Origin of the sequence: Pseudomonas sp. B1-22, from assembly GCF_050474425.1 — a bacterium.
Lineage (GTDB): Bacteria > Pseudomonadota > Gammaproteobacteria > Pseudomonadales > Pseudomonadaceae > Pseudomonas.
In genome coordinates, this window is the sequence record NZ_JBCHVH010000006.1 from 81,170 (window position 1) to 104,720 (window position 23,551).

Below are 23,551 nucleotides of genomic sequence, written 5' to 3' on the forward strand. Positions count from 1 at the left end.
TTCTGGCGGGATGCCGCGTCATAGGTGTCCATCAGCGCGACATCCCGCTGCTGGCCTTACGCTGATCGAAGCGGCCGTCCTCGAGGAAGTAGAACTCGCCGAAGCCGGGGTCGTACTTGCGCAGTCCCTCGCCCGGCAGCGTCGGCAAGGCGGCATTCGCCGCCAGCGGCTGGACCAGGTGCGGGGTGACGATCATCAACAGCTCGCGGTCGTCCTTGTCCAGGCTGGAGGAGCGGAACAGCGCGCCGATCACCGGGAGGTTGCCGAGGAAGGGAAACTTGTCGACGTTGCTGATGGTGCTGCTGCTGATCAACCCGCTGATCACGAAGCTCTCGCCGTCGGCCAGCATCACGCTGGTGTCGGTGCGCCGCACGGTCAGGGCCGGCACCGCGATGTCGTTGGTGCGGATGCCGCTGCTGAAGTCCAGTTCGCTGACTTCCGGCGCCACCTTCAGGGCGATGCGCTTGTCGCTCATCACCGTGGGCGTCAGGGTCAGGCGCACACCGAACTCCTTGTACTGGATGGTGATGGTGTCGTTATCGCCGTTTGGCACGGGAATCGGAAACTCGCCACCGGCCAGGAAGGAGGCACTCTGCCCGCTGGTCGCCACCAGGCTGGGGCGCGCCAGGGTGTAGGCAAAGCCACTGCCCTCCAGGGCATTGATGAAGCCCAGCCACTTGCTGCTGCCGCCGCCCCAGATGATGTTGAAACCGCCATTGGCATTGCCGAAGGTGCTATCGGGCCCCAGGCTGCCATCGAGACCGATCTTCAGTCCGCCCAGGCTGCCTGGAGAGCCCAGAATAAAGGTATTGGAGCCCTGGCGAACCAGCGACGTACTGGCCTGCTTGAGCTTGCTGCGGCTGACCTCGACGAAGCGGATGTCGGTCTGCACCTGGTTGGACATCCCGGCGGCCAGATTGCCGGTGACTCCGCCCGCGTCGGCGATCGCCCGTGAGCCGACCCGCACCACACTGCTCATCGGCTGGTCGCTGCAGGGAGTCCAGATCAGCAGGCTGGTCAGGCCCTCGGCCTTGCCGGTAACAAGGAAGTCACGCTTGTCGACCACCTGCACGTCGGCAATGGCCGGATCACCGATGGCCAGGCGCTTGATCGGTACCGGCAATTGCTGGTCGACCTGGGCGCCCTGCTGGATATCGAGGTTCAACTGCCGCCCGGCGAATCCGGCGCAGGCGCTCGGCACCGCCTGCGCAGCGGAGTGGACGGCACAGGCCAGAAGTGCAGCCAGCGACAGGATGAAGCGCTTGGACATCGATGCACTCCTTGCTCAATGTGCTTCACGGGTGACGGTGGTACCGCGGTAGACCACGACGCCCGCACTCACCTCCGGCGCCGAAACCTGGCGCGCGGCCGGCGCAGGGCGGGCCTTGCCAAGCAGTTGCTCGAGGGTGATCGGCTGGCTGCCGGGAGCATTCAGCGAGGCCTGGAGGTAGCGCCCCTGCTGGTCCTTCTCGTACAGGTTCTCGTCCTTGCTGCGCACCGCCAGGCGCAACGAGCCGGCCTGGCTGGCCAGCATCAGGCGCGAGGCAGCCTCGGCCGGCACGGCCAGCACCGCGGTACGCGGTGGGCGCGGGGTCTTGTCCTTCGGGTCGCCGCCGTTGCGGACCTGCCCATCGCTGGCGACGGCGATCTGCTCGCCATAGGTGAGAACCCGGACCCCGGGCAGCACCACCTGGGCACTGACGACACGGTCGGTACCCTGCTGATCCTTGACGAAGAGCATCACGTCGACGTAATCCCCCGGCAGCACGAAGCCCCCGCCGCCGATCACCTCGTCCACCGCGATGGCCATGGCCCGCTCATCCGGGCGAATGGTCCGCGCCAGCGGGCCGCCGGGCTCCATCAGCGCTGCGGAAAGAATGCTGCCGGCCGGCACCGCGACCCAGACGCGCTGCCCGATCAGCGCCTCGGGCTTGGGGTAACTGCCCGCCGGGGCGGTGTGCAGCAACTCGATGGCAAGATCGTCCTTGGCAATCACCGCCAGTGCCGCAAGATCGCGGCGCGCCACCACCACAGGCGTACGTTGCAGTTTGTCAGCCTCGGCCAACGCAGCGGGCGCGACCTCCTGCACGGCACCGGCGACCGGCGCCACCGGCTTTCCCACTGACAATCCCAGATAACCCACAACCCCGGCGCACAACAGCAACAGCCCGGCGAACACCATCAGCACCTTGCTATTCATGTCCACATCCTTGGCGTCATCGGGTAAGTGAACCTGGCGGTCCACAGCCTGATCGGAAGTCACAACACCGGTAGCTCCGGTATACGTCCTTCAGACCCTTATTGTTGTTTCGGCCCGACGAGGAAGTTCGATAAGAAGCATTCCTCATAATTAGTTTCTGCTTGTTCCAAAGCAGAATTTAGTTGCTGCGGTAATAGCGTCAAATGGCCACGAGAAAATTCCAATCCTCAGTTAGCTCTACTTCTCCATGACTATAACTTTGGTATTAGCGCTATTTGAGCAATTGCATTCCGCCATACTGAGCCTAGCCTGACGGTGAAGTCGGGGCGCCGCCCCGGAGGTGCCGCCAGGAGCAACCGCGATGAACCTGAACATCAAAGAGCTGACTCTGAAGTTCTATTGCAAGGCCAAGGCATTCGCAGCCGACAAGGAAGGGGCAACTGCGATTGAATATGCGGTTATCGCCGGGCTTATCGGGGTGGTCATCATTGCCGGGGCACGAATCCTCGGAACTGATATCAGCAACATGTTCACCGATATCGGCACCTCGCTACCGGCCGGGACTGCACCGTAACCGGAAATCGCGCCTGCGCAGCGTCACTAGAAAGCCTCGCCCCGGCCGCCATGAATGGCGGCCGGGTCCATTCCATTTTCAAATTAAAGTCTTCCGCCATCCCGCCGACACATCCTGCCTACCCCTTCGTTCCACCTGCAGGATGCTCTACCCATGCTTCGCTCGCTGTCCTTCGCCAAGAAGATTCTTCTGGCGGCCTCCCTCGTGGTCATCTTCGCCTTCGCCTGCTTCATCCTCTTCAACGACTTCCGCCAGCGCGAGGCGATCCACGACGCCACCGAATCCAAGCTCGCCGAAGTCGGCAGCCTGACGGCCAGCAACATCCAGAGCTGGCTGGAGGGCCGCATCCAGCTGGTGGAAAGCGAAGCTGCGCAGCTGGCGGACCAGGAGCCGACGCCTGAGCACATCCAGCACGTGCTGGAGCAGGCGGTGTTCAAGAAGAACTTCGAATCGGTCTACCTGGGCGAGGCGGCCAGCGGCGTGTTCACCATGCGCCCCTACGCACCGATGCCCGACGGCTATGACCCGCGCCAGCGCGGCTGGTACAAGGATGCGGTGGCCGCCGGCCGCCTGATCGTCACCGAGCCCTTCCTGGATGCCGGCACCAACGAGCAGATCCTCGCCATGTCCATGCCGGTGATGCGCAACGGCCAACTGGTCGGCGTCGCCGCCGGCGACATGAAGCTGGAAACCATCACCGCCATCATCAACTCGCTGAAGTTCGACGGTAACGGCTACGCCTTCCTGGTCAGCGACAGCGGCAAGATCCTGCTGCACCCGGACAGCCAGCAGATTTTCAAGAACCTCTCCGACATCTACCCGCAGGGCGCGCTGCAGGTGCGGGCCGGTGTGCAGGAGGTCAGCCTCAACGGTGACGAGCAACTGGTGTCCATGTCCCCGGTGAAGGGCCTGCCGGGCGTGACCTGGTACGTCGCCCTGGTGCTGGACAAGAGCGCGGCCTACGCCATGCTCAGCGACTTCCGTACCTCGGCGGTCATCGCCACGGTCATCGCCATCGTCGCCATCCTGTTCCTGCTGGGCATGCTGATCCGCGTGCTGATGGCGCCGCTGACCGACATGGGCCGCGCCATGCAGGACATCGCCCAGGGCGACGGCGACCTCACCCAGCGCCTGAAGGTCGCCAGCAACGACGAGTTCGGCGTGCTGGCCAACGCCTTCAACCGCTTCGTCGAACGCATCCACGAATCCATCCGCGAAGTCGCCTCCACCGCCCGCAGCCTGCATGACGTCTCGCAACTGGTGGTCAACGCCTCCAACTCGTCGATGAGCAACTCCGACGAGCAGGCCAACCGCACCAACAGCGTGGCTGCCGCGATCAACGAACTGGGCGCCGCCGCCCAGGAAATCGCCCGCAACGCCGCCGACGCTTCGCACCACGCCACCGATGCCTCGCACCAGGCCGGCGATGGCCGCCAGGTCGTCGAGCAGACCATCAGCGCGATGAACCTGCTGTCGGACAAGATCAGCTCCGCCTGCGCCAACATCGAGGCGCTGAACAGCCGCACGGTGAACATCGGCCAGATCCTCGAAGTGATCAAAGGCATCTCCGAGCAGACCAACCTGCTGGCCCTGAACGCCGCCATCGAAGCGGCCCGTGCCGGGGAAGCCGGCCGTGGTTTCGCCGTGGTGGCGGACGAGGTGCGCAACCTCGCCCACCGCGCCCAGGAGTCCGCCCAGGAAATCCAGAAGATGATCGAGGAGCTGCAGGTCGGCGCCCGCGAGGCCGTGGACACCATGACCGAGAGCCAGCGCTACAGCCTGGAAAGCGTGGAGATCGCCAACCGCGCCGGCGAGCGCCTGGCCAGCGTCACCCACCGCATCGGCGAGATCGACTCGATGAACCAGTCGGTGGCCACCGCCACCGAGGAACAGACCGCCGTGGTCGACTCGCTGAACATGGACATCACCGAGATCAACACGCTGAACCAGGAAGGCGTGGAAAACCTCCAGGCCACCCTGCGTGCCTGCGCCGACCTGGAGAACCAGGCCGGACGTCTGCGCCAGCTGGTGGACAGCTTCCGCATCTGATTCCGCTGAAAACGAAAAAGGCGCCCGAGGGCGCCTTTTTTGTTGGTGCTCACCTGTAGGAGCGCGCCACGCGCGCGATCGCGGGCATGGCCCGCTCCTACAAGGGAATATCGGCGTCTGCCCCTACCGTTCGTCCCTCTGCCTCAAGCTTTTCGACAAGCGGCCGAAAGCAAAGATGAAGGTCCGCGAGAACAACGAATGCAGGCGGACCCGAAACCACCACTGGCACATGGGAGTGCCGGCCCCGCCCGCCCGGCTATCCGCCGCGCCGGCTTCGTCCGCTCCGTCACCATACGGACGGGCGCACCCTGGCGACATCGGATCTGTCGCCCGGACCCACGCCGTTCTGGCATCCCACTACTTCCGGACTCGACGCAGCATGATCAAGAGCCTGAAATTCAGCCATAAGATCCTCCTGGCCGCCTCGCTTGTGGTTTTCTCCGCTTTCGCCCTCTTCACCCTCTACAACGACTACCTGCAGCGCAACGCGATCCGCGACGATCTCGAAGACTACCAGCGGGAAATGGGCACGGTGACCGCCAGCAATATCCAGAACTGGCTGAGCGGCCGGATACTGCTGGTCGAGAGCACCGCGCAGACCATCGCCCGCGACAGCGCCCCGGACAAGCTTGCCGCACTGCTGGAACAGAACACCCTGCGCAGCACGTTCAACTACACCTACCTGGGGCAGGAAGACGGCACCTTCACCATGCGTCCGAACGATGCCATGCCCGACGGCTACGATCCGCGTACCCGCCCCTGGTACAAGGATGCCCTGGCCGCCGGCGGCACCACCCTGACCGAGCCGTACATCGACGCGGCAACCCAGCAGCTGGTCATCACCATTGCCACTCCGGCCCGCAACGGCGGCAAGACCGTCGGCGTGGTCGGTGGCGACCTCGGCCTGCAGACCCTGGTGCAGATCATCAATTCGCTGAACTTCAGCGGCATGGGCTATGCCTTCCTGGTCAGTGGCGACGGCAAGATCCTCGTGCACCCGGACAAGAACCTGGTGATGAAGACCCTGGCCGAGGTCTACCCGCAGAACACGCCAAAGATCGGCAGCGGTTTCAGCGAAGCCGAGCTCGATGGCCAGACCCGCATCCTCAGCTTCACCCAGGTGAAAGGTCTGCCGTCGGTGAACTGGTACATCGGCCTGTCCATCGACAAGGACGCGGCCTATGCGATGCTCAGCAAGTTCCGCGCCTCGGCCATCATCGCCGCGGCCATCGCCATCGTCGCCATCCTGTTCCTGCTGGGCATGCTGATCCGCGTACTGATGGCGCCGCTGACCGACATGGGCCGCGCCATGCAGGACATCGCCCAGGGCGACGGCGACCTCACCCAGCGCCTGAAAGTGGCCAGCAACGACGAATTCGGTGTAGTAGCCAACGCCTTCAACCGCTTCGTCGAGCGCATCCACGAATCCATCCGCGAAGTGGCCTCCACCGCCCGCAGCCTGCATGACGTTTCGCAGCTGGTGGTCAACGCCTCCAACTCGTCCATGAGCAACTCCGACGAGCAGGCCAACCGCACCAACAGCGTGGCCGCCGCGATCAACGAACTGGGCGCCGCCGCCCAGGAAATCGCCCGCAACGCCGCCGACGCCTCGCACCATGCCACCGATGCCTCGCACCAGGCCGGCGATGGCCGCCAGGTGGTCGAGCAGACCATCAGCGCGATGAACCAGCTGTCCGACAAGATCAGCTCGGCCTGCGCCAACATCGAGGCGCTGAACAGCCGCACGGTGAACATCGGGCAGATCCTTGAAGTGATCAAAGGCATTTCCGAGCAGACCAACCTGCTGGCCCTCAACGCCGCCATCGAAGCCGCCCGCGCCGGGGAAGCCGGCCGTGGTTTCGCCGTGGTGGCGGATGAGGTACGCAACCTCGCCCACCGCGCCCAGGAATCGGCCCAGCAGATCCAGAAGATGATCGAGGAGCTGCAGGTCGGCGCCCGCGAGGCCGTGGACACCATGACCGAAAGCCAGCGCTACAGCCTGGAAAGCGTGGAGATCGCCAACCGCGCCGGCGAGCGCCTGGCCAGCGTCACCCACCGCATCGGCGAGATCGACTCGATGAACCAGTCGGTGGCCACCGCCACCGAGGAACAGACCGCCGTGGTCGACTCGCTGAACATGGACATCACCGAGATCAACACGCTGAACCAGGAAGGCGTGGAAAACCTCCAGGCCACCCTGCGTGCCTGCGCCGACCTGGAGAACCAGGCCGGACGTCTGCGCCAGCTGGTGGACAGCTTCCGCATCTGATTCCGCTGAAAACGAAAAAGGCGCCCGAGGGCGCCTTTTTCATGGGTACACCTGTAGGAGCGCGCCATGCGCGCGATCGCGGGTATGGCCCGCTCCTACAGGAAAAACTTCAGCGCCGCTTGCTCCCGCCCAGGAGCGCCCCCATCAACCCGCGCACCAGCTGCCGGCCAATCTGGTTGGCCGCCTGACGCACCACGGTCTTGGCGGTCTGGCTGGCCAGTGTGCCGAGCAGCTCGCCGGCAAGGCCGCCCAGGTCGCTACCCAGGCCCTTTTCTTCCTTCTCCTGGGTCGGCGCCATCTTGTCGTCGGCGCGGCCGGTCAGCTTCTCGTAGGCGGATTCACGATCGATCGGCTGATCGTAACGGCCGGCCAGCGGCGAGCGGCGGATGATGTCCGCGCGCTCGGCCTCGCTCAGCGGGCCGATACGCGATTGCGGCGGCGCCACGGCAACACGCTGGACCATGGCCGGCGTACCCTTCTCTTCCAGCGTCCCCACCAGCGCCTCGCCAATGCCCAGTTCGGTCAGCACCTTGAGCGTGTCGAGCGCCGGATTGGGGCGGAAGCCATCGGCCACCGCGCGCAGGGACTTCTGCTCCTTGGCAGTGAAGGCGCGCAGGCCATGCTGGATGCGCAGGCCAAGCTGGGCCAGGACGTCGTCCGGCAGGTCGCCCGGCGACTGGGTGACGAAGTAGACGCCCACGCCCTTGGAGCGGATCAGTCGCACCACCTGCTCCAGGCGATCCTGCAGTGCCTTGGGCGTGCCATTGAACAGCAGGTGCGCCTCGTCGAAGAACAGCGCGAGGATCGGCTTGTCGGCATCGCCACGCTCGGGCAACTGCTCGAACAGCTCGGCCAGTAGCCAGAGCAGGAAGGTGGCATACACCTTGGGCGCTTCATGCACCAGCTTGCTGGCATCCAGCAGGTGGATGCGCCCGCGCCCGTCGGCCTCGGGGCGCAGCAGGTCTTCCAGTTGCAATGCCGGCTCGCCGAAGAACGCCTCGGCGCCCTGTTGCTCCAGCAACGCGAGACGGCGCAGGAGCGCCTGTGAAGACGCCGGGGTGAACAGCGCGCGGTCTTCGCCGAGGATATCCGGGTGCTCCTTGAAGTGATTGAGCAGCGCCTTGAGGTCCTTCAGGTCGAGCAGCAGCAGACCTTCACGATCCGCCACCTTGAACGCGGCGAACAGCGCCGCCTGCTGGCTCTCGGTCAACTCCAGCAGGTTGGCCAGCAGCAGCGGCCCCATCTCCGACAGCGTAGTGCGCAGCGGATGGCCGGTCTTGCCGGCCACGTCCCACAGGCTCACCGGGTAAGCCCTGGGGCTGTAGTTCAGCCAGGGCATGCTGGCGATGCGCTCGGCCACCTTGCCCTGCGGGTTGCCGGCGGCGGCGATGCCGCACAGGTCACCCTTTATGTCGGCGGCGAAGACCGCGATGCCGGCATCGCTGAAGGACTCGGCCAGGCGTTGCAGGGTCACCGTCTTGCCGGTGCCGGTGGCGCCGGCGATCAGGCCGTGGCGGTTGGCGAGCTTCCAGGCCTGGCCGACCGGCTGGCCGTCCGGACCTGCACCAATGATCAGTTCGTTCGTTGCTGACATCCGTCATTCCTCTGAATGGATGGTCGCGAGGGGTCGTCCAGCAAGATTGGCGCGTCGCGGCGTGCCGCGCAAACCGGTGCGCTCAGACCTTGAAGACGTGTTTGAGATAGTGGAGGAAGTTCTCGTCCTTGCATTGGGTCTTGCCCGGCGTGTCGGAAATCTTCGCCACCGGGTGCCCGTTGCAGGCCGTCATCTTCAGCACGATGTTCATCGGCGTGGCGCCGGGCACATCGCAGGTGAATTGGGTGCCGATGCCGAAGCTGACATCGATACGACCGCGCAGCGCCCGGTAGATTTCCAGCGCACGCGGCAGGTTCAGGCCGTCGGAGAACACCAGGGTCTTGCCGCGCGGATCGATGCCCAGGCGCTCGTAATGACGGATGGCCTTTTCCGCCCAGGCCAGCGGATCGCCCGAGTCATGCCGCAAGCCGTCGAAGAGCTTGGCGAAGAACAGGTCGAAATCGGCCAGGAAGGCATCCATGGTGATGCAGTCGGTCAAGGCAATACCCAACTGGCCACGGTACTCGCGAACCCAGCAATCCAGCGCCGCGGCCTGGCTGTCGATCAGCCGCGGGCCAAGCTGCTGGTGCGCCATCAGCCATTCGTGGGCCATGGTGCCCAGCGGCTTCACCCCCAGCATGCGCGCCAGATGCACATTGCTGGTGCCGACGAAGTGACCGGGGAAGCCGTCGCGCAAATCGCGCACCACCGCCTCCTGTACCGGGTAGGAAAAGCGCCGGCGGGTACCGAAATCGGCCATTTTGAAACCGGCCAGTTCCTCGGCGCTGGCCTCGCCGCGCAACCAGTGGAGCTTCTCCTGCAGTCGCTCGCGCACCGCCGTCAGCGAGGCACCTGGATACCGGTGGCGGTTGCGCACCTCGCTGATGGTCGCCAGCAACGGCACCTCGAACAGGATCACGTGCAACCAGGGGCCCTTGAGGCGGAGGAAGAATTCGCCGTTTTCGACGCCCATCTGCACATAGCAGGGATTGAAGCGGAACAGGCCGAGAAAGCGGATGAAATCCGGCTTGAAGAACGGAATGCGTTCGAGGAAGGCCAGCTCCTGGGGCGCGAAGGACAGCTCCGACAGGTACTCGACCTGCTCGCGCACCGGGTCCAGGTAGGCGCGCAGGTCTTCCTCGTTGCGGCAGCGAAACTCCCACTCCACCTCGGCGTTGGGATAGTTGTGCAGCACCGCCTGCATCATGCTCAGCTTGTAGAAGTCGGTATCCAGCAGGTTCTGCACGATCCGCCGGGAAAATACGCTGTCGCTCATGCTCGTCTCGTTGCAGGCATCGAATCGGCAGTCTAAACCCGTCGCCCACAAAAAACCCCGCCGAAGCGGGGTTCCTGTGAGATACGCGAAGCTCAGCGCGATTGCGCGACTGCGCCCTGCGACATGCCAAACACGAAGAGCAACAGGTCCTGGTCCGGACGGGCATCCTGTTTTGCTCGCATGTTGGGCGGAATCGGGCATTCATCCTGATTCGCCCTGCTGGAAATGACCGAAGGGGAGGGTTCATGCCAGGCTGCCGCCGCCAGGGTTGCCACCCCGAGCGCGCCGAGCAGGAGCAAACTTCGCGTAACTTCTAATTTCATGTCTGCAACCCTTTGATGGCGCTGCCAAACGCCGCTTGGTAACCATAGACAAAGGCCTTCCACTGCGCCTCTGTCCACGACGAACGGCGTTTCACCTGGCGAAGGTCATGACGGGCAGCGCGCTGGGCGCTGAAACGTCGGCGGGCCTTCTCCATGTCGATCAGCGCCACTTCAATCTTGTCGCCGTCCACCCGCACGAAGACGTGCTTGAGGTACAGGCAGCCGTGCTGCCAGTGACCGGCGTTAAGTTTGGCGAGGGTACTACCGTATTGTTGCAGAATGCGTTGGTGCAGCGTTTCGCCCCAGCGTTCGCGGTCGCCACGGGCGTAGCAGTCTTCCAGGCTGGAGAAACCGTCGAGGGACTCGGTGACCAGCAGCGCCTGCCATTCGCCATTGACCTTGCGGCAACCGGCATAGACCAGGGTCGGCACCTTCACTCCCAGGGCTTCGGCGGCCTTCAGCGCATCGCGCTCGCGAATGGCGGTGGGGTAACCGAAGGGATGCAGCAGATCGCGGTAGATGTGCCCCATCTGCTGCTTGCGGTACAGCAGGCGCCCATCGGCTGTCAGGACGCGCTGCACACCGCTTTCGCCACCGCGCCGCCGATTCGGTTCCTCTACCCATTTGCCGGGAATCTGCAACCAGCGATCGATAGCGTTTTCACCGGAAATTTGCTGCAGAGATGCCAGATCAGCGGCCATTGTTATTCCTTACGCAGAATGTAGACCCGCCACATGTGGATGAGCGGGACGAAATCAATGTGGTCCTGAACCTTGAACCCCGCTTGGCGGAACTCCGCCTCGATGGTCTTGGCCGGAATCACGAAACGGTTCTGGTAGGCGTGCTTCTTGCGGGAAGCTTCGGCGCGCGCACGTTTCCAGGACTTGAAGTTGCCATCCACCCACATCGAGAGGATCACCGAGTCACGGGTGACACGGTGGAACTCGCGCAGCATGGTCAGTCGATCGTCCACTTCGCCGATGTGATGCATCAGGCGCATCGAGAAGATGCTGTCGACGGCGTTGTCCGGCAGATCGATGGCAAACGCCGAAGTCTGCAAAGGACGGACGCGTTTTACAACCTCTTCCGGCTGGCCGGCGCAGGCAACCGCGATCATGTCCGGCGAGTTGTCGGCGCCGATGATCACGCGATTTTCCTTTTCGGCCAGCATCGGCCAGAAGCGCCCGGCACCGCACGGCAGGTCAAGCACCAGATTGGGCTGACCGGCGAGCTTGAGTGCCTGGCGGGCGACTTGGACATCCCGCCAGTGGGAAAGTTTCCGCGACAGCCCGGCCTGGTGCTTACGCAGATAGCGCTCGGCGTGCTCGCGGTCGTACTTCTGGGAAAACTCCAGATCGACGGGTTTGTCACTCATCGGATGGTTACCTGTCCCTATTTAAGGTCGAACAATACCGACCAGCCTGTCACAGCCCGGTCACCCACTTGTGAAGATTTCGTCAAGCCACGGCTAGGCAAACTTCGAAGCGACAGCCGTGCGGATCGACCGGATGGAGGCTGACATCCCAGCTCTCCGAGGCGCAGATACGCTTGACCAGCGACAACCCCAGCCCAAGCCCCTCGCCACGCGGGTTCACGCCACGGACGAACGGCTGGAACACGCGCTCGCGCTGCTCCTCGGGGATTCCCGCGCCCGTGTCCTCGACCCAGAATCCTGTCGCGGAAAGTTGTAAGCGGATGCTGCCACTTTCGGTGTAATGCATCGCATTGCGCAGTAAATTGCTCATTACCGAGCGCAGGAACGGAGCGTTGAACTGGCCGGGCATGGCCTCCGCGCCCACGAACTCCAGCTGCAATCCCTTCGCCTCGATAGGTCCTCGCCACTGCGCGACCAGCTCCTCGGCGATCTGCCGCAAACCTGCCTGGGGGACGATGCCCATGTCCTTGCGCTGCGCACGTGCCAGCAGCAGGAAGGTCTGCACCAGGTCACGCATCTCCTCGCAGGCGCTGTTCATGCGCGCCAGCTGGTTGCGCGCCCTGTCGCTCAAGCCAGGCTCCTCGGCCAGCAGTTCACAACTGGTGGCGATCACCATCAGTGGTGTACGCAATTCATGGCTGACGTCGCTGGTGAAGAGCTTTTCCCGGGTCAGCACGTCGTGCAGCCGCCCCATGGCGTAATCGAAGGCGGCCGCCAACTCGCCCACCTCGTCGCGGGCATAGTCGGGCGCCATCGGCGGCGCCAGTTCCAGCAATTGGTCGCGGTGGCGTACCTGGCGAGCCAGGCGGGCCACCGGCTCCATGACCTTGCGCGAAAGCAGCCAGCCGAGCAGGCCAGCCAGCGTCAGGCTGAGCACATAGCCGGTGACCACGGAGGCATAGAGAACCTGCTCGCGCGCCTCGAAATCGCTCTGGTCCTGCAGCAGTACGAAGCGCCGGCCACCCTCGTCACGCACCAGCGCATGGAACGACAGCTCGCCGTCGAAGACTTCGTGGAACCCCTCGTCCAGGCGGCGTAACGCCGGCGGCATGGCATACACGCCCTGGCCGTCGCTGATGAAGAAACGCATGCCGGGGTCGAGCTTCGGGGCCTGGCCGAGCGCCAGGTCGGCCTGGAGAATCCGGTCGAGCTCGCCACCCAGGTCATGGGAGATCAGCCGCTCCTCGACGACGTGGACCACGCCGACGATCCCCACCGAGAAGAGCCCGCCGACCGCGGCGGTCATGAGTACGAAGGCAAAGACAATCCGTCGGGAAAGGCTCTGCTTATACTCCATTCGCTTCCTCCGCCAGGCGGTAGCCGACACCATGCACGGTGTGCAGCAGCGACGAATCGAAAGGCTTGTCGATCACCTGGCGAAGTTGATGGACGTGGCTGCGCAGGCTGTCGCTGTCGGGGCAGTCGTCGCCCCAGACCGCTTCTTCCAGTACGTCGCGGCGCACCACGTGGGGGCTTTTCTGCATCAGAACGGCCAACAGCTTCAGGCCGATGGGGTTGAGCTTGAGCGGCTTGCCGCTGCGGTTCACTTCCAGCGTGTCGAGGTTGTAGCTCAGGTCGCCAACCTGCAGCTCGCGACGTCCGCCACCCTGGCTGCGGCGCAGCACCGCCTCGATACGGGCCGCCAGCTCCGACAGGGCGAAGGGTTTCAACAGGTAATCATCGGCGCCGGAGCGGAAGCCCTGCAGGCGGTCATCCAGTTGGTCGCGGGCGGTGAGCATGATCACCGGGGTGTCGCGCCGGGCGTCCTCGCGCAGCCGGCGGCACAGTGTGAAGCCGTCCAGCCCCGGCAGCATGACGTCGAGCACAATCAGGTCATAGTGGGATGTCGCCGCCAGATGCAGCCCGGAAAGCCCATCCTGCGCGCAATCGACCGTATACCCCTTGAGCCCGAGGTAGTCGGCCATATTCGCCAGAATGTCCCGATTGTCTTCAACCAACAGAATGCGCATGAACTCTCCTCCGAAGTGCACCCTAGCCTATCTTCCTTAAATGGAACTTAAACGGGTTTGACACAAATTTCACATTTGGATGACGGCAAGGTAACGCCGGCGAGTCGACCATGTCGGCCGCCGCGCCGTATCGCGACGTCATCCAGCTGCAGGACGCCGTGAGCCGCACAACCTTCCTGGAGCCCCGATGTCCGCCCCGACCACCCTGCCCCGCTCTCGCCCGCTGAATCTCTGGCTGGTGCTGGCCCTGCCGCTGGCGCTGGCCGCCCTGCTGCTGACTTTCGAACCGGTAACTCTCGACCTGACGCTCGCCCAGTGGATGTATCACCCCGGTGAGGGCTTCATCGGACGCCATAGCTGGTTCCTGGAAAACGTCCTGCACGACCGCGCCAAGCAATCGGTCATTCTGCTCTGCGCGGCAGCCCTGATCGCCTGGGGGGCCGGTTTCTTCTACGCACCGCTGCGCCCTTACCGCCGGACGCTGGGTTTCCTGGCCCTGGCGATGGTCCTCGCGGCGAGCATCGTCACGCCGCTGAAGGCGCTCACCGCCGTGCAGTGCCCCTGGGACCTGACGCAGTTCGGCGGCAAGGAAACCTACAGCTCGCTGCTCAGCCCGCGCCCGCCGACCGAGCATCCGGGGCGCTGCTGGCCGGGCGGCCATGCCTCCTCGGGATTCGTGCTGTTCGCCCTGTACTTCGCGCTGCGCGACCGCAAGCCACGCCTGGCCCGCTATGCCTTCTGGTTCGCCCTGGGCCTGGGCAGCCTGTTCTCCATCTCACGCATGCTGCAGGGGGCACACTTCCTCTCGCACAACGTCTGGACGGCGCTGCTCGACTGGCTGATCTGCCTGGGTCTCTATGCCTTGATGTTGTATCGCCCAGCCGCGCAGGCGAGCACGGAGCCCGCCGACGGGCTGACGGTGGCGGACAGCCGCTGAGCGCGGCTCACTCGTCCTCGCCGACCACGCCGAACTCGATCGGCGTCTTCACGTAGAACAGCTTGACCCCGGCCTGGCGGATCACCGCGAAGATCCGCTCGGACTCCTCGGCGGTCACCGCCATGGTGACCTCCTGCGGCTGGTCGGCCAGTTCGAAGAAATGCGTGTAGTGGATCTTCCCGGTCTTGCCGAATCCTTCGCTCGCGGTCATCAGGGTCGCGCCACGCACGCCTTGGCGCCGCGCCTCCTCCAGCAGCCACTGGGCCACCGGCAGACCGGCATGCTTGCGATCCTGCTGGGTGAAGAACTTCAGCTGGAAACCGTTCATTGCGACCTCCCCGACCTCATCGCCCCATCAGCCAATGGACCGACAGCAGTCCCAGCACGGTCATCAGCAGCGAACCCGCCAGGTGCGTGGCGATTGCGCCCAGCGCCCAGACCAGACGGCCCTGCTGCAGCAGTACCACGACCTCGGCCGAAAAGGTCGAAAAGGTGGTCAGGCCGCCACAGAAGCCGGTAATGATCAGTAACCGCCATTCTGGCGCCAGGCCCGGGGTATTGGCGAAGAAAGCGATGGCCGCGCCGATGATGTAGCCGCCGACCAGGTTGGCGACCACCGTGCCCGGCGGCATGGATGGCAACAGCGTATTGAGTTTGAGCCCGAGCACCCAGCGCAGCAAGGCGCCGAGGGCGGCTCCGAGGGATACGGCGAGAATGGATTTCCACATGATCCTGTCCTGGGAAGGGGTGTCTGGGACAGGCTGCAGGCGAGCGCCTACGCGCCTTTCCAGGTCTATGCGTAGGCATCATCAGCCACGAGGGCGGTTGAAGGAGGAATGCCATCTCCTGCGGCGCAGTCTGGCATAACCCTCACGCATGAAAAAGCCCCGCCTAAGCGGGGCTTTTTCTTACAGCAGGTGCCGGGTGGCTTACATCATGCCGCCCATGCCGCCCATGCCGCCCATGTCCGGCATGGCCGGAGCGGCTTTGTCGTCGACCACTTCGGCAACCATGGCCTCGGTGGTGACCATCAGGCCGCCGATGGAAGCAGCAGCCTGCAGGGCCGAACGGGTGACTTTGGCCGGATCGAGGATACCCATCTCGATCATGTCGCCGTACACGCCGGTAGCAGCGTTGTAGCCGAAGTTGCCCGAACCTTGCTTGACCTTGTCGACCACCACGCTCGGCTCGTCGCCGGAGTTGGCAACGATCTGGCGCAGCGGAGCTTCAACGGCGCGACGCAGCAGAGCGATACCGACGTTCTGGTCTTCGTTGTCGCCCTTCAGGCCTTCGATGGCTTGCAGAGCACGAACCAGAGCGACGCCGCCGCCAGGAACCACGCCTTCTTCCACAGCAGCGCGGGTGGCGTGCAGGGCGTCTTCAACGCGGGCTTTCTTCTCTTTCATCTCGACTTCGGTGGCTGCGCCGACCTTGATCACGGCAACACCGCCGGCCAGCTTGGCCAGACGCTCTTGCAGCTTCTCACGGTCGTAGTCCGAGGAGGTCTCTTCGACCTGCTTGCGGATCTGCAGAACGCGGGCTTCGATGTCAGCCTGGGCGCCAGCGCCGTCGATGATGGTGGTGTTTTCCTTGCTCAGGACGACGCGCTTGGCGTTGCCCAGGTGCTCCAGGGTGGCGCCTTCCAGGCTCAGACCGACTTCTTCGGAGATGACGGTACCGCCGGTCAGGATGGCGATGTCCTGCAGCATGGCCTTGCGACGGTCGCCGAAGCCCGGGGCCTTGACGGCCGCGACTTTGACGATGCCACGCATGTTGTTGACGACCAGGGTAGCCAGGGCTTCGCCTTCGACGTCTTCAGCCACGATCAGCAGCGGACGGCCAGCTTTGGCAACGGCTTCCAGCACCGGCAGCATTTCGCGGATGTTGGAGATCTTCTTGTCGACCAGCAGCAGCAGCGGGCCATCAAGCTCGGCCACCATGGTGTCCGGCTTGTTGATGAAGTAAGGGGACAGGTAGCCACGGTCGAACTGCATGCCTTCTACGACGGACAGTTCGTTTTCCAGGCCCGAGCCTTCTTCAACGGTGATTACGCCTTCTTTACCAACTTTTTCCATGGCTTCGGCAATGATGTTGCCGATGGACTCGTCGGAGTTGGCGGAGATGGTGCCGACCTGGGCGATGGCCTTGGTGTCGGCGCACGGCTTGGCCAGGTCTTTGAGCTGGGCAACGATGGCCACGGTGGCCTTGTCGATGCCGCGCTTCAGGTCCATCGGGTTCATGCCGGCAGCGACGGCCTTCAGGCCTTCGTTGACGATGGCCTGAGCCAGAACGGTAGCGGTGGTGGTGCCGTCACCGGCAGCGTCGTTGGCCTTGGAGGCAACGTCTTTCACCAGCTGGGCGCCCATGTTCTCGAACTTGTCTTTGAGTTCGATTTCCTTGGCAACGGAAACGCCGTCCTTGGTGATGGTCGGAGCACCGAAGCTCTTGTCCAGGATGACGTTACGGCCTTTCGGGCCGAGGGTAGCTTTGACAGCGTCGGCCAGGACGTTTACGCCGACCAGCATTTTCTTGCGAGCGGAATCGCCGAACTTAACTTCTTTGGCAGCCATGTTCTCTTTCCTCTAAATCGAATTCAGTGGGTTGGGGGACGGACTGGATCAGTCTTCCAGGACGGCGAGGATCTCGGACTCGCCCATCACCAGCAGTTCTTCACCGTCAACCTTGATGGCATTGCTGCCCGAGTACGGGCCGAAGACCACCTTGTCACCCACTTTCACTGCCAGAGCGCGAACTTCGCCGCTGTCCAGCACGCGGCCGGTACCGACGGCGACCACTTCACCGCGGTTCGGCTTCTCGGCGGCGGAACCCGGCAGCACGATGCCGCCTGCGGTCTTGGTCTCTTCCTCGCTGCGACGGATGACGACGCGGTCATGCAGAGGACGAAGCTTCATAGTCGTAACTCTCCCAAACAGTGATTTCCAACGGCCGGATCGATGCCCGGCGGGTTTTGTTGAATCCGGCGGTGCCGGTTTGCGACCCGGTTGGCGAGTCGCGTAAAGAGCAGCCTGTCCGTGTGACAGGGACCTTGCGGTGTCCGGAACATAAGGTCGCTGCAAGGCATTTCAAGGGTGTGAAGAAAAAATTTTTACTCGGACGGGTGCCGCGGGCAGCCGGGGCCGCCCCGGGCTCAACGCAGACGGTCGCGGTCTTCCTCACGACGCTGGTACTCCCCTTCGATGACGTTCGGGCCGCCACGCTGCTGGGCAGCGGGATCGTCGGCGAAGGCACGCCGGCGCATGGCCTGCTCCTGCATGCGCTGGCGCACGCGACTGAGCATCAGGTGGCGGGTGAAGGGAATCAGGCAGAGGAGGCCGATGATGTCGCTGATGAAGCCCGGCAGCATCAGCAGGCCGCCACCGACGGCGATGACCAGCCCTTCGAGCATTTCCTGCTCGGGCAGCTCGCCGCGGCTCAGGCGCTCACGGGCGCGCATCGCGGTGGCGAAGCCGGCCACGCGCAGCACCGCAGCGCCGATGAAGGCGCCGGCGATGATCAAAAGCAGGGTCCAGCCCACGCCGATCACGCTACCGACCTTGATCATCACGGCCAGCTCGATCAGCGGGAACAACAGAATCAGGAACAGGGGAACTCGCATCGGTGAATCCTTGGCGGGGCAATTGCCCGGGTAAAGGCTAGGTGGCGACGCCCCGCCCCGATTTCAAGGGATGGCTCAAGGGATAAGCTCAAGGGATGGCTCAGGCCTGGATCACTTCATTGCCCGGCCAGGCCTCCGCCCGCGCCAGCTGCACCAGCGCCTGGCGGACCTCGCCAGGCTCGCCGCACGGCGCGGGGAACGGCAGCCAGTGCAGGACCTGGCCGATGCGCAGGTGGAAACCTTCTGTATCAATTCCCGCCAGCTCCGGCGTCGCTTCGCCCGGCAGTCCGGCCAGTTCGACATAGTGCGCGATGGCATTGGCATGGTCGCTGTTCATGTGCCCGACCATGCTGCGCTCCACCTCGCCGACGAAGGGATTGGCCAGCGGCACGCTGTCGGCGCCCAGCCAGTGGATGTCGCCAAAACCGCCGATGTAGCGCCATTGCACCGGCTCCAGGACCCAGAAATCGAAGTCATGGACGATGTGGTAGTCCTGCGAGCCGGGGAAATAGCGATAGTAGCGCTCGGCGGCGTCCGCGATGGCATCGACGTCCTCGATCAGCCGCGCCTCGGCCAGCAGGGTCAGGCGGCCGGCGGCCTGGATGTCGGCGGCGCTGCGCTCGCCGATCAGCAGCGAGCATTTGCCGTCCTGCTGCAGGTTGTGGGTGTGCTGGGCGATGCGGCTGATCAGGATCAGCGGCCGGCCCGCCTGGTCCAGGCAATACGGCACCACCGAGCCGAAGGGGAATCCCGGCCACTTTTTCGAGTGGGTGGAGAGGACTGCCCGGTATTCCTTGAGCAGCAATTCTCGGGCATTCTTAGCGGCTTTCACGCTCACCTTTATGACTCCTCGCAAAGAATCCGTCACCAAACGGACGGGCAGGATGACTCTGTTCTCAGCCGCCGGCGAGGCCTCTCACCAGAAACTGCTCGTGGGGTTCTTCAGATGCAATTGAAAGACAAGGTCATCATCATCACCGGCGGCTGCCAGGGCCTGGGGCGCGCCATGGGCGAGTACCTCGCCGCCAAGGGCGCCCGTCTGGCGCTGGTTGACCTCAACGCCGAAAAACTGGACGAAGCGGTAGCCGCCTGCAAGGCCGCCGGCGGTGACGCCCGTGCCTATCTGTGCAACGTCGCCAATGAGGAACAGGTTACCCACATGGTGGCCCAGGTCGCCAGCGACTTCGGCGCCATCAACGGCCTGGTCAACAACGCCGGCATCCTGCGCGACGGCCTGACCATCAAGGTCAAGGACGGCGAGCTGAGCAAGATGAGCCTGGCCCAGTGGCAGGCGGTGATCGACGTGAACCTGACCGGCGTGTTCCTCTGCACCCGCGAAGTCGCCGCGAAGATGATCGAGCTGAAGAACGAAGGCGCGATCGTCAACATTTCCTCCATCTCCCGTGCCGGCAACATGGGCCAGGCCAACTACTCCGCGGCCAAGGCCGGCGTCGCCGCCGACACCGTGGTGTGGGCGAAGGAACTGGCGCGCTACGGCATCCGCGTGGCGGGCGTTGCGCCCGGCTTCATCGAGACCGACATGGTCGCCAGTATGAAGCCCGAGGCCCTGGAGAAGATGACCTCCGGCATTCCGCTCAAGCGCCTGGGCAAGCCGATGGAAATCGCTCACTCGGTGGCCTACATCCTCGAGAACGACTACTACACCGGTCGTGTGCTGGAGCTGGACGGCGGTCTGCGTCTGTAATCCGCCCGCCCAATAAGAAGCCCCGCCAAGTGCGGGGCTTTTTGTTTTCAGCTCTGCGTAGGAGCGAGCTTGCTCGCGAACAGACCCCGTACCGGCGTTGAAAGGTTCGCGAGCAAGCTCGCTCCTACAGGTACACGGCCTACCAACCCACTCCCAGGCCGAGGGTGTAACGCCGCTCGTTGACGTCACCGTCATGGCCGCTGAGCTTGTCCCATTCCGCCTTCATGCTCAGGGACGCCCAGGAAGTCAGCTTGTAGCGCACCCCCGCCTCGCTATCGAGTTCATATTCCACATTCGACTCCAGCGGCTTGCTGACCTCGCCGTTGGTGAACAGCTCGAACTTCTTGGCCAGCAGGAATCGGTTGTAGTCCCACTTCAGGCTGCTGGAATAGAAGTGATCCTTCTCGTTATCGGTGAATTCGTAGTCGTTGCGGTTGATCAGGGCGGCCAGGGAGAACGCGCCCAGTTCGTTATCCCAGAACTGGTAGCCCGGACCGGTACCGACGGTACGCTTCTTCTGCAGGTCCTCGACCCAGTCGCGCTTGTACTGTGCCTGCCCCTGCCAGAACCAGTGTTCGTCGAGGAAACGGTCCAGCGCGTACTCGGCCGAGTAGTTGTTGGTGCTGACCGAGTCGTCCTTCTTCTCGCGGTTGTATTCGCCTTGCAGGTTGTGCCGCCAGCGACCATGACGGGCGTTGGTCTTGAAGTCGATGTCGTAGTCCTCGACATCGTTCTCGGCCTGCTTGTGGTCGAGGGAGAAGTCGACGTTGCCGGTCCACACCCAGTCTTCGAGGATCGGCTTGGGCGGCATCATCTGTTCGATACTGGCGACGTCCACCGTGCGCGGCGAACCGTTGACCAGGGTGACCTTGCCGGGTTCGGAGGCCTTGAGGCCCTTGGAATGCTCGCCGGTTTCCTCGTCGTATTTGACCAGGAGGTTCTGCTCGGTCTCCAGGGTGGCGATCTGGTCCCCCTTCAGGGTGATCTCGCCGCCATAGTCGGTATTGAGCAGCAATTTGCCGCCGTCATAGAGTTTGATCGTGCCGGTGAGGCGGTCGCCGTTCTTCAGCCAGACGGTGTCGGCAACGGCGGAAATGGAACAAGTGGCAAGTGCAACGAACAGCAGGTTTCTGGACAGCATGAGTCAGGTTCAACGGGCTCAGTGGGCAAAAAAGCCGGGCATTATCCAGTTACCCGACGCTTGAGCAACGACTGACCGGCCCCTGCGCGGGGAAGTTCATCCGCACTGACAGATGGGTCTTCGAGCCCGCGATGATTTGCCCGCCGCCGACATACCGATATGCTCCCGGTAAGCCGCGAAACGTGAGCACACCATGCCCAAGCGCAAGACCGATTCCCCCGCTCCCCCCGCCGATCTCGGCCTGGAAAGCCTGCAGGTGCGCCGCGAGGCGATCTTCCTGGTACTCGCCCAGGTGCCCGAGGGGTGCGTCGTCAGCTACGGCGAACTGGCCCGCCTCGCAGGCCTGGGGCGCGCGGCGCGCCTGGTCGGACGCATCCTCGGGCAGTTGCCGGCCGATACCCGCCTGCCCTGGCACCGGGTGATCGCCGCTGGTGGGCGCATCAGCCTTGCGCAAGGTACCCCGTCGGGAAACGAGCAGCGCGCACGATTGCGTGCGGAGGGTGTCAGAATCCATAACGATAGGGTGGACATACGTCGGCACGGCTGGCCTAGCAGCGAGCAGTCCTAGTAGAGTTCGCGTAATTTTCGATCTGCTGGAATACAACCCCCATGAAAGAGCATTCCTGGCGAGAGGCATGGATTGCCTACAAGTCTCCCGCCAGCCTCGCGCTTTTGCTTCTGGGATTCGCCGCCGGCCTTCCGTACATGCTGGTGCTTTCGACGCTCTCGGTATGGCTGCGTGAGGCAGGTGTCGCTCGGGAAACCATCGGCTTCGCCAGCTGGATCGGCCTGGTCTACGCCTTCAAATGGGTGTGGTCGCCCATGCTCGACCAGTGGCGCCTGCCCATCATCGGCCGCCTCGGACGCCGCCGCTCCTGGCTGGTGTTCTGCCAGGGGCTGATCGCCCTGGGCCTGCTCGGCATGGCCCTGTGCAACCCGCAAGCGCACCTGAACTGGCTGATCTGCCTGGCCATGGTGGTGGCATTCGGTTCCGCCACCCAGGACATCGCCATCGATGCCTATCGCCTGGAGATTGCCGAGAACACCCGCCAGGCCGCCCTCGCCGCCTGCTACATGACCGGCTACCGGGTCGCCGTGCTGACGGCCACCGCCGGCGTGCTGTTCTTCGCCGAATGGGCCGGCTCCAGCGCGACGCACTACAGCCAGGCGGCCTGGGGGCTGACCTACGGGCTGTGCGCCCTGCTGATCCTGCCCGGCCTGATCACCACCCTGCTGATGAGCGAGCCTCCGGTGAACGTACAGCCGCAGGCCGGCAGTTCGGCGTTCGCCTTCAACCACCAGCTGCTCTCGGTGCTGCAGTTGCTGGTGCTGCTGATCTCGGTGCCGGCGATGCTCACCGCGCTGACCAACCAGGCCTGGCCGCGCGCCGCGCTCTACGCCATCTTCATCGGCATCTGCATGACTCCCCACGGCCGCCGGCAGATCCGTCCGGTGCGCGAGCTGCTGTCGAAGGTACGCCGCCCACTGCTGCTCGCCGTGCATGGCAAGGGTCTGCCGCAGTTCGACTTCGTCCACCAGGCGGTGTCGGTGATGGTGCTGATCATCCTGCTGGTGACCAGTACTGCGTTCTACGCCATGGCCAGCGCCGGCAAGTGGTGGCTCGCCTCGCTGTACCTGCTGATTTCCCTGAGCTGCATCTCGGCACCGGGTCGCCTGCTGATGGCGCCGGTGCTCACGCCGATCACCGAGTTCGTCCGCCGCTATCGCTGGCAGGCGCTGCTGCTGCTGGGCCTGATCTCCACCTACCGGATGTCGGACACCGTCATGGGCACCATGGCCAGCGTGTTCTACATCGACATGGGCTTCACCAAGGACACCATCGCCACAGTGAGCAAGCTGTTCGGCGTGGTCATGACACTGGTCGGCGCCGCCGCCGGCGGCGTGCTGATCGCCCGCTTCAGCATCCTGCCCATCCTGTTCGTCGGTGGTGCCGCCTCGGCGGCGACCAACCTGCTGTTCGCCATGCTGGCGCAGATGGGGGCGATCGATGATCCGCACCTGATGGGGCAGAACGTATTCGCTCTGCTCAAGGTACTCGAACCCCACGTCACCATGCTGGTGGTGACCATCATGCTCGACAATTTCAGCGGCGGCCTGGCCACCTCGGCCTTCGTCGCCTACCTGTCGAGCCTGACCAACCTGAAGTTCTCCGCCACCCAGTACGCCATGCTCAGCTCCACCATGCTGCTGCTGCCGCGCTTCATCGGTGGCTACTCGGGGACCATGGTCGAAGGCATGGGCTACGAGCGCTTCTTCTTCTTCACCGCCCTGCTCGGTGTACCGACCCTGCTGCTGATCGGCTGGCTCTGGCTGCGCAACCGCGGAGACATGACCAACGGCGCGCCTGAGCAGCCGCCGGAGCCCCAGGCGCAACCCAGCGCGGAGCGTCACCAGGCACCATGAAAAAGGCCGGCGAATGCCGGCCTTTTTCATGGAACGCA

The 23,551-nt window shown here is 64.1% G+C and carries 23 protein-coding genes and 1 riboswitch; of the genes, 7 read left to right on the top strand and 16 right to left on the bottom strand.

What is annotated here, in order from left to right; genetic code table 11:
• Positions 1-31: 31 nt before the first annotated feature.
• A complete protein-coding gene (locus ACQ5BL_RS22370; RefSeq protein WP_243805445.1) occupies positions 32-1,270 on the bottom strand; it encodes a type II and III secretion system protein family protein in 1,239 nt (412 codons plus the stop codon).
• Positions 1,271-1,285: 15 nt separating this feature from the next.
• A complete protein-coding gene (gene cpaB, locus ACQ5BL_RS22375; RefSeq protein WP_243805443.1) occupies positions 1,286-2,200 on the bottom strand; it encodes a Flp pilus assembly protein CpaB in 915 nt (304 codons plus the stop codon).
• 373 nt (positions 2,201-2,573) lie between these two features.
• Between cpaB and ACQ5BL_RS22380 the strand changes: the two genes are divergently transcribed.
• From ACQ5BL_RS22380 to ACQ5BL_RS22390, 3 genes are all read left to right on the top strand, one after another.
• Complete coding sequence (locus ACQ5BL_RS22380) at positions 2,574-2,774, top strand: Flp family type IVb pilin (RefSeq protein WP_243805605.1); 201 nt, start codon at positions 2,574-2,576, stop codon at positions 2,772-2,774.
• Positions 2,775-2,927: 153 nt separating this feature from the next.
• The gene (locus ACQ5BL_RS22385) at positions 2,928-4,823 is read left to right on the top strand and encodes a methyl-accepting chemotaxis protein (protein ID WP_243805442.1); all 1,896 of its coding nucleotides are present in this window, start codon (positions 2,928-2,930) and stop codon (positions 4,821-4,823) included.
• Between the two features lie 379 nt (positions 4,824-5,202).
• The gene (locus ACQ5BL_RS22390; RefSeq protein WP_243805440.1) at positions 5,203-7,092 is read left to right on the top strand and encodes a methyl-accepting chemotaxis protein; all 1,890 of its coding nucleotides are present in this window, start codon (positions 5,203-5,205) and stop codon (positions 7,090-7,092) included.
• A gap of 109 nt (positions 7,093-7,201) precedes the next feature.
• Here ACQ5BL_RS22390 and ACQ5BL_RS22395 read toward each other — a convergent pair whose 3' ends face one another.
• The 7 genes from ACQ5BL_RS22395 to ACQ5BL_RS22425 all read right to left on the bottom strand — a co-directional run bounded on the left by ACQ5BL_RS22395 (position 7,202) and on the right by ACQ5BL_RS22425 (position 13,690).
• A complete protein-coding gene (locus tag ACQ5BL_RS22395; RefSeq protein ID WP_243805438.1) occupies positions 7,202-8,686 on the bottom strand; it encodes a helicase HerA-like domain-containing protein in 1,485 nt (494 codons plus the stop codon).
• An 82-nt stretch (positions 8,687-8,768) separates the two neighbouring features.
• Positions 8,769-9,962 carry a nicotinate phosphoribosyltransferase gene (gene pncB, locus ACQ5BL_RS22400; protein WP_207883866.1) on the bottom strand — a complete coding sequence of 398 codons (1,194 nt, stop codon included), beginning with the start codon at positions 9,960-9,962 and terminating at the stop codon, positions 8,769-8,771.
• A gap of 92 nt (positions 9,963-10,054) precedes the next feature.
• Positions 10,055-10,285, bottom strand: a complete 231-nt coding sequence (locus ACQ5BL_RS22405) for a hypothetical protein (protein ID WP_207883858.1) — start codon at positions 10,283-10,285, stop codon at positions 10,055-10,057.
• Entirely contained in the window at positions 10,282-10,986 is a 705-nt protein-coding gene (locus tag ACQ5BL_RS22410) for a lipopolysaccharide kinase InaA family protein (RefSeq protein ID WP_207883856.1), read from the bottom strand. The genes ACQ5BL_RS22405 and ACQ5BL_RS22410 overlap by 4 nt, the downstream gene beginning before the upstream one ends.
• Before the next feature lie 2 nt (positions 10,987-10,988).
• Positions 10,989-11,660 carry a class I SAM-dependent methyltransferase gene (locus ACQ5BL_RS22415; protein ID WP_207883854.1) on the bottom strand — a complete coding sequence of 224 codons (672 nt, stop codon included), beginning with the start codon at positions 11,658-11,660 and terminating at the stop codon, positions 10,989-10,991.
• 82 nt (positions 11,661-11,742) lie between these two features.
• Entirely contained in the window at positions 11,743-13,017 is a 1,275-nt protein-coding gene (locus ACQ5BL_RS22420; RefSeq protein WP_243805436.1) for a sensor histidine kinase, read from the bottom strand.
• The gene (locus ACQ5BL_RS22425; protein WP_207883849.1) at positions 13,007-13,690 is read right to left on the bottom strand and encodes a response regulator transcription factor; all 684 of its coding nucleotides are present in this window, start codon (positions 13,688-13,690) and stop codon (positions 13,007-13,009) included. The genes ACQ5BL_RS22420 and ACQ5BL_RS22425 overlap by 11 nt, the downstream gene beginning before the upstream one ends.
• Before the next feature lie 187 nt (positions 13,691-13,877).
• On the opposite strand from ACQ5BL_RS22425, the gene ACQ5BL_RS22430 reads away from it, so the two are divergent.
• Positions 13,878-14,627, top strand: a complete 750-nt coding sequence (locus tag ACQ5BL_RS22430; protein ID WP_243805434.1) for a phosphatase PAP2 family protein — start codon at positions 13,878-13,880, stop codon at positions 14,625-14,627.
• Between the two features lie 7 nt (positions 14,628-14,634).
• Here ACQ5BL_RS22430 and ACQ5BL_RS22435 read toward each other — a convergent pair whose 3' ends face one another.
• The 6 genes from ACQ5BL_RS22435 to ACQ5BL_RS22460 all read right to left on the bottom strand — a co-directional run bounded on the left by ACQ5BL_RS22435 (position 14,635) and on the right by ACQ5BL_RS22460 (position 19,081).
• A complete protein-coding gene (locus tag ACQ5BL_RS22435) occupies positions 14,635-14,955 on the bottom strand; it encodes a DUF190 domain-containing protein (protein ID WP_243805432.1) in 321 nt (106 codons plus the stop codon).
• Between the two features lie 16 nt (positions 14,956-14,971).
• Positions 14,972-15,355, bottom strand: a complete 384-nt coding sequence (crcB, locus tag ACQ5BL_RS22440; protein ID WP_207883837.1) for a fluoride efflux transporter CrcB — start codon at positions 15,353-15,355, stop codon at positions 14,972-14,974.
• 65 nt (positions 15,356-15,420) lie between these two features.
• A riboswitch (Fluoride riboswitch) is annotated at positions 15,421-15,483 on the bottom strand.
• 73 nt (positions 15,484-15,556) lie between these two features.
• Positions 15,557-17,197, bottom strand: a complete 1,641-nt coding sequence (gene groL / locus ACQ5BL_RS22445; RefSeq protein WP_207883835.1) for a chaperonin GroEL — start codon at positions 17,195-17,197, stop codon at positions 15,557-15,559.
• 48 nt (positions 17,198-17,245) lie between these two features.
• Positions 17,246-17,539: a co-chaperone GroES gene (locus ACQ5BL_RS22450; protein WP_207883833.1), complete on the bottom strand. Its 294-nt coding sequence runs from the start codon at positions 17,537-17,539 to the stop codon at positions 17,246-17,248.
• A 236-nt stretch (positions 17,540-17,775) separates the two neighbouring features.
• On the bottom strand, positions 17,776-18,243 hold the full coding sequence (locus ACQ5BL_RS22455; RefSeq protein ID WP_207883831.1) for an FxsA family protein: 468 nt from the start codon (positions 18,241-18,243) through the stop codon (positions 17,776-17,778).
• A gap of 100 nt (positions 18,244-18,343) precedes the next feature.
• Positions 18,344-19,081, bottom strand: a complete 738-nt coding sequence (locus ACQ5BL_RS22460) for a HugZ family protein (protein ID WP_243805430.1) — start codon at positions 19,079-19,081, stop codon at positions 18,344-18,346.
• 108 nt (positions 19,082-19,189) lie between these two features.
• Between ACQ5BL_RS22460 and ACQ5BL_RS22465 the strand changes: the two genes are divergently transcribed.
• Positions 19,190-19,948: an SDR family oxidoreductase gene (locus tag ACQ5BL_RS22465; protein ID WP_207883827.1), complete on the top strand. Its 759-nt coding sequence runs from the start codon at positions 19,190-19,192 to the stop codon at positions 19,946-19,948.
• Positions 19,949-20,087: 139 nt separating this feature from the next.
• Here the strand turns inward: ACQ5BL_RS22465 and ACQ5BL_RS22470 are convergent, their stop codons facing one another.
• Positions 20,088-21,089 carry a DUF481 domain-containing protein gene (locus ACQ5BL_RS22470; RefSeq protein WP_243805428.1) on the bottom strand — a complete coding sequence of 334 codons (1,002 nt, stop codon included), beginning with the start codon at positions 21,087-21,089 and terminating at the stop codon, positions 20,088-20,090.
• Positions 21,090-21,282: 193 nt separating this feature from the next.
• On the opposite strand from ACQ5BL_RS22470, the gene ACQ5BL_RS22475 reads away from it, so the two are divergent.
• Positions 21,283-21,657, top strand: a complete 375-nt coding sequence (locus ACQ5BL_RS22475) for an MGMT family protein (RefSeq protein ID WP_207883823.1) — start codon at positions 21,283-21,285, stop codon at positions 21,655-21,657.
• A 41-nt stretch (positions 21,658-21,698) separates the two neighbouring features.
• On the top strand, positions 21,699-23,513 hold the full coding sequence (locus ACQ5BL_RS22480; RefSeq protein WP_243805426.1) for an AmpG family muropeptide MFS transporter: 1,815 nt from the start codon (positions 21,699-21,701) through the stop codon (positions 23,511-23,513).
• The last annotated feature ends 38 nt before the right edge of the window (positions 23,514-23,551 follow it).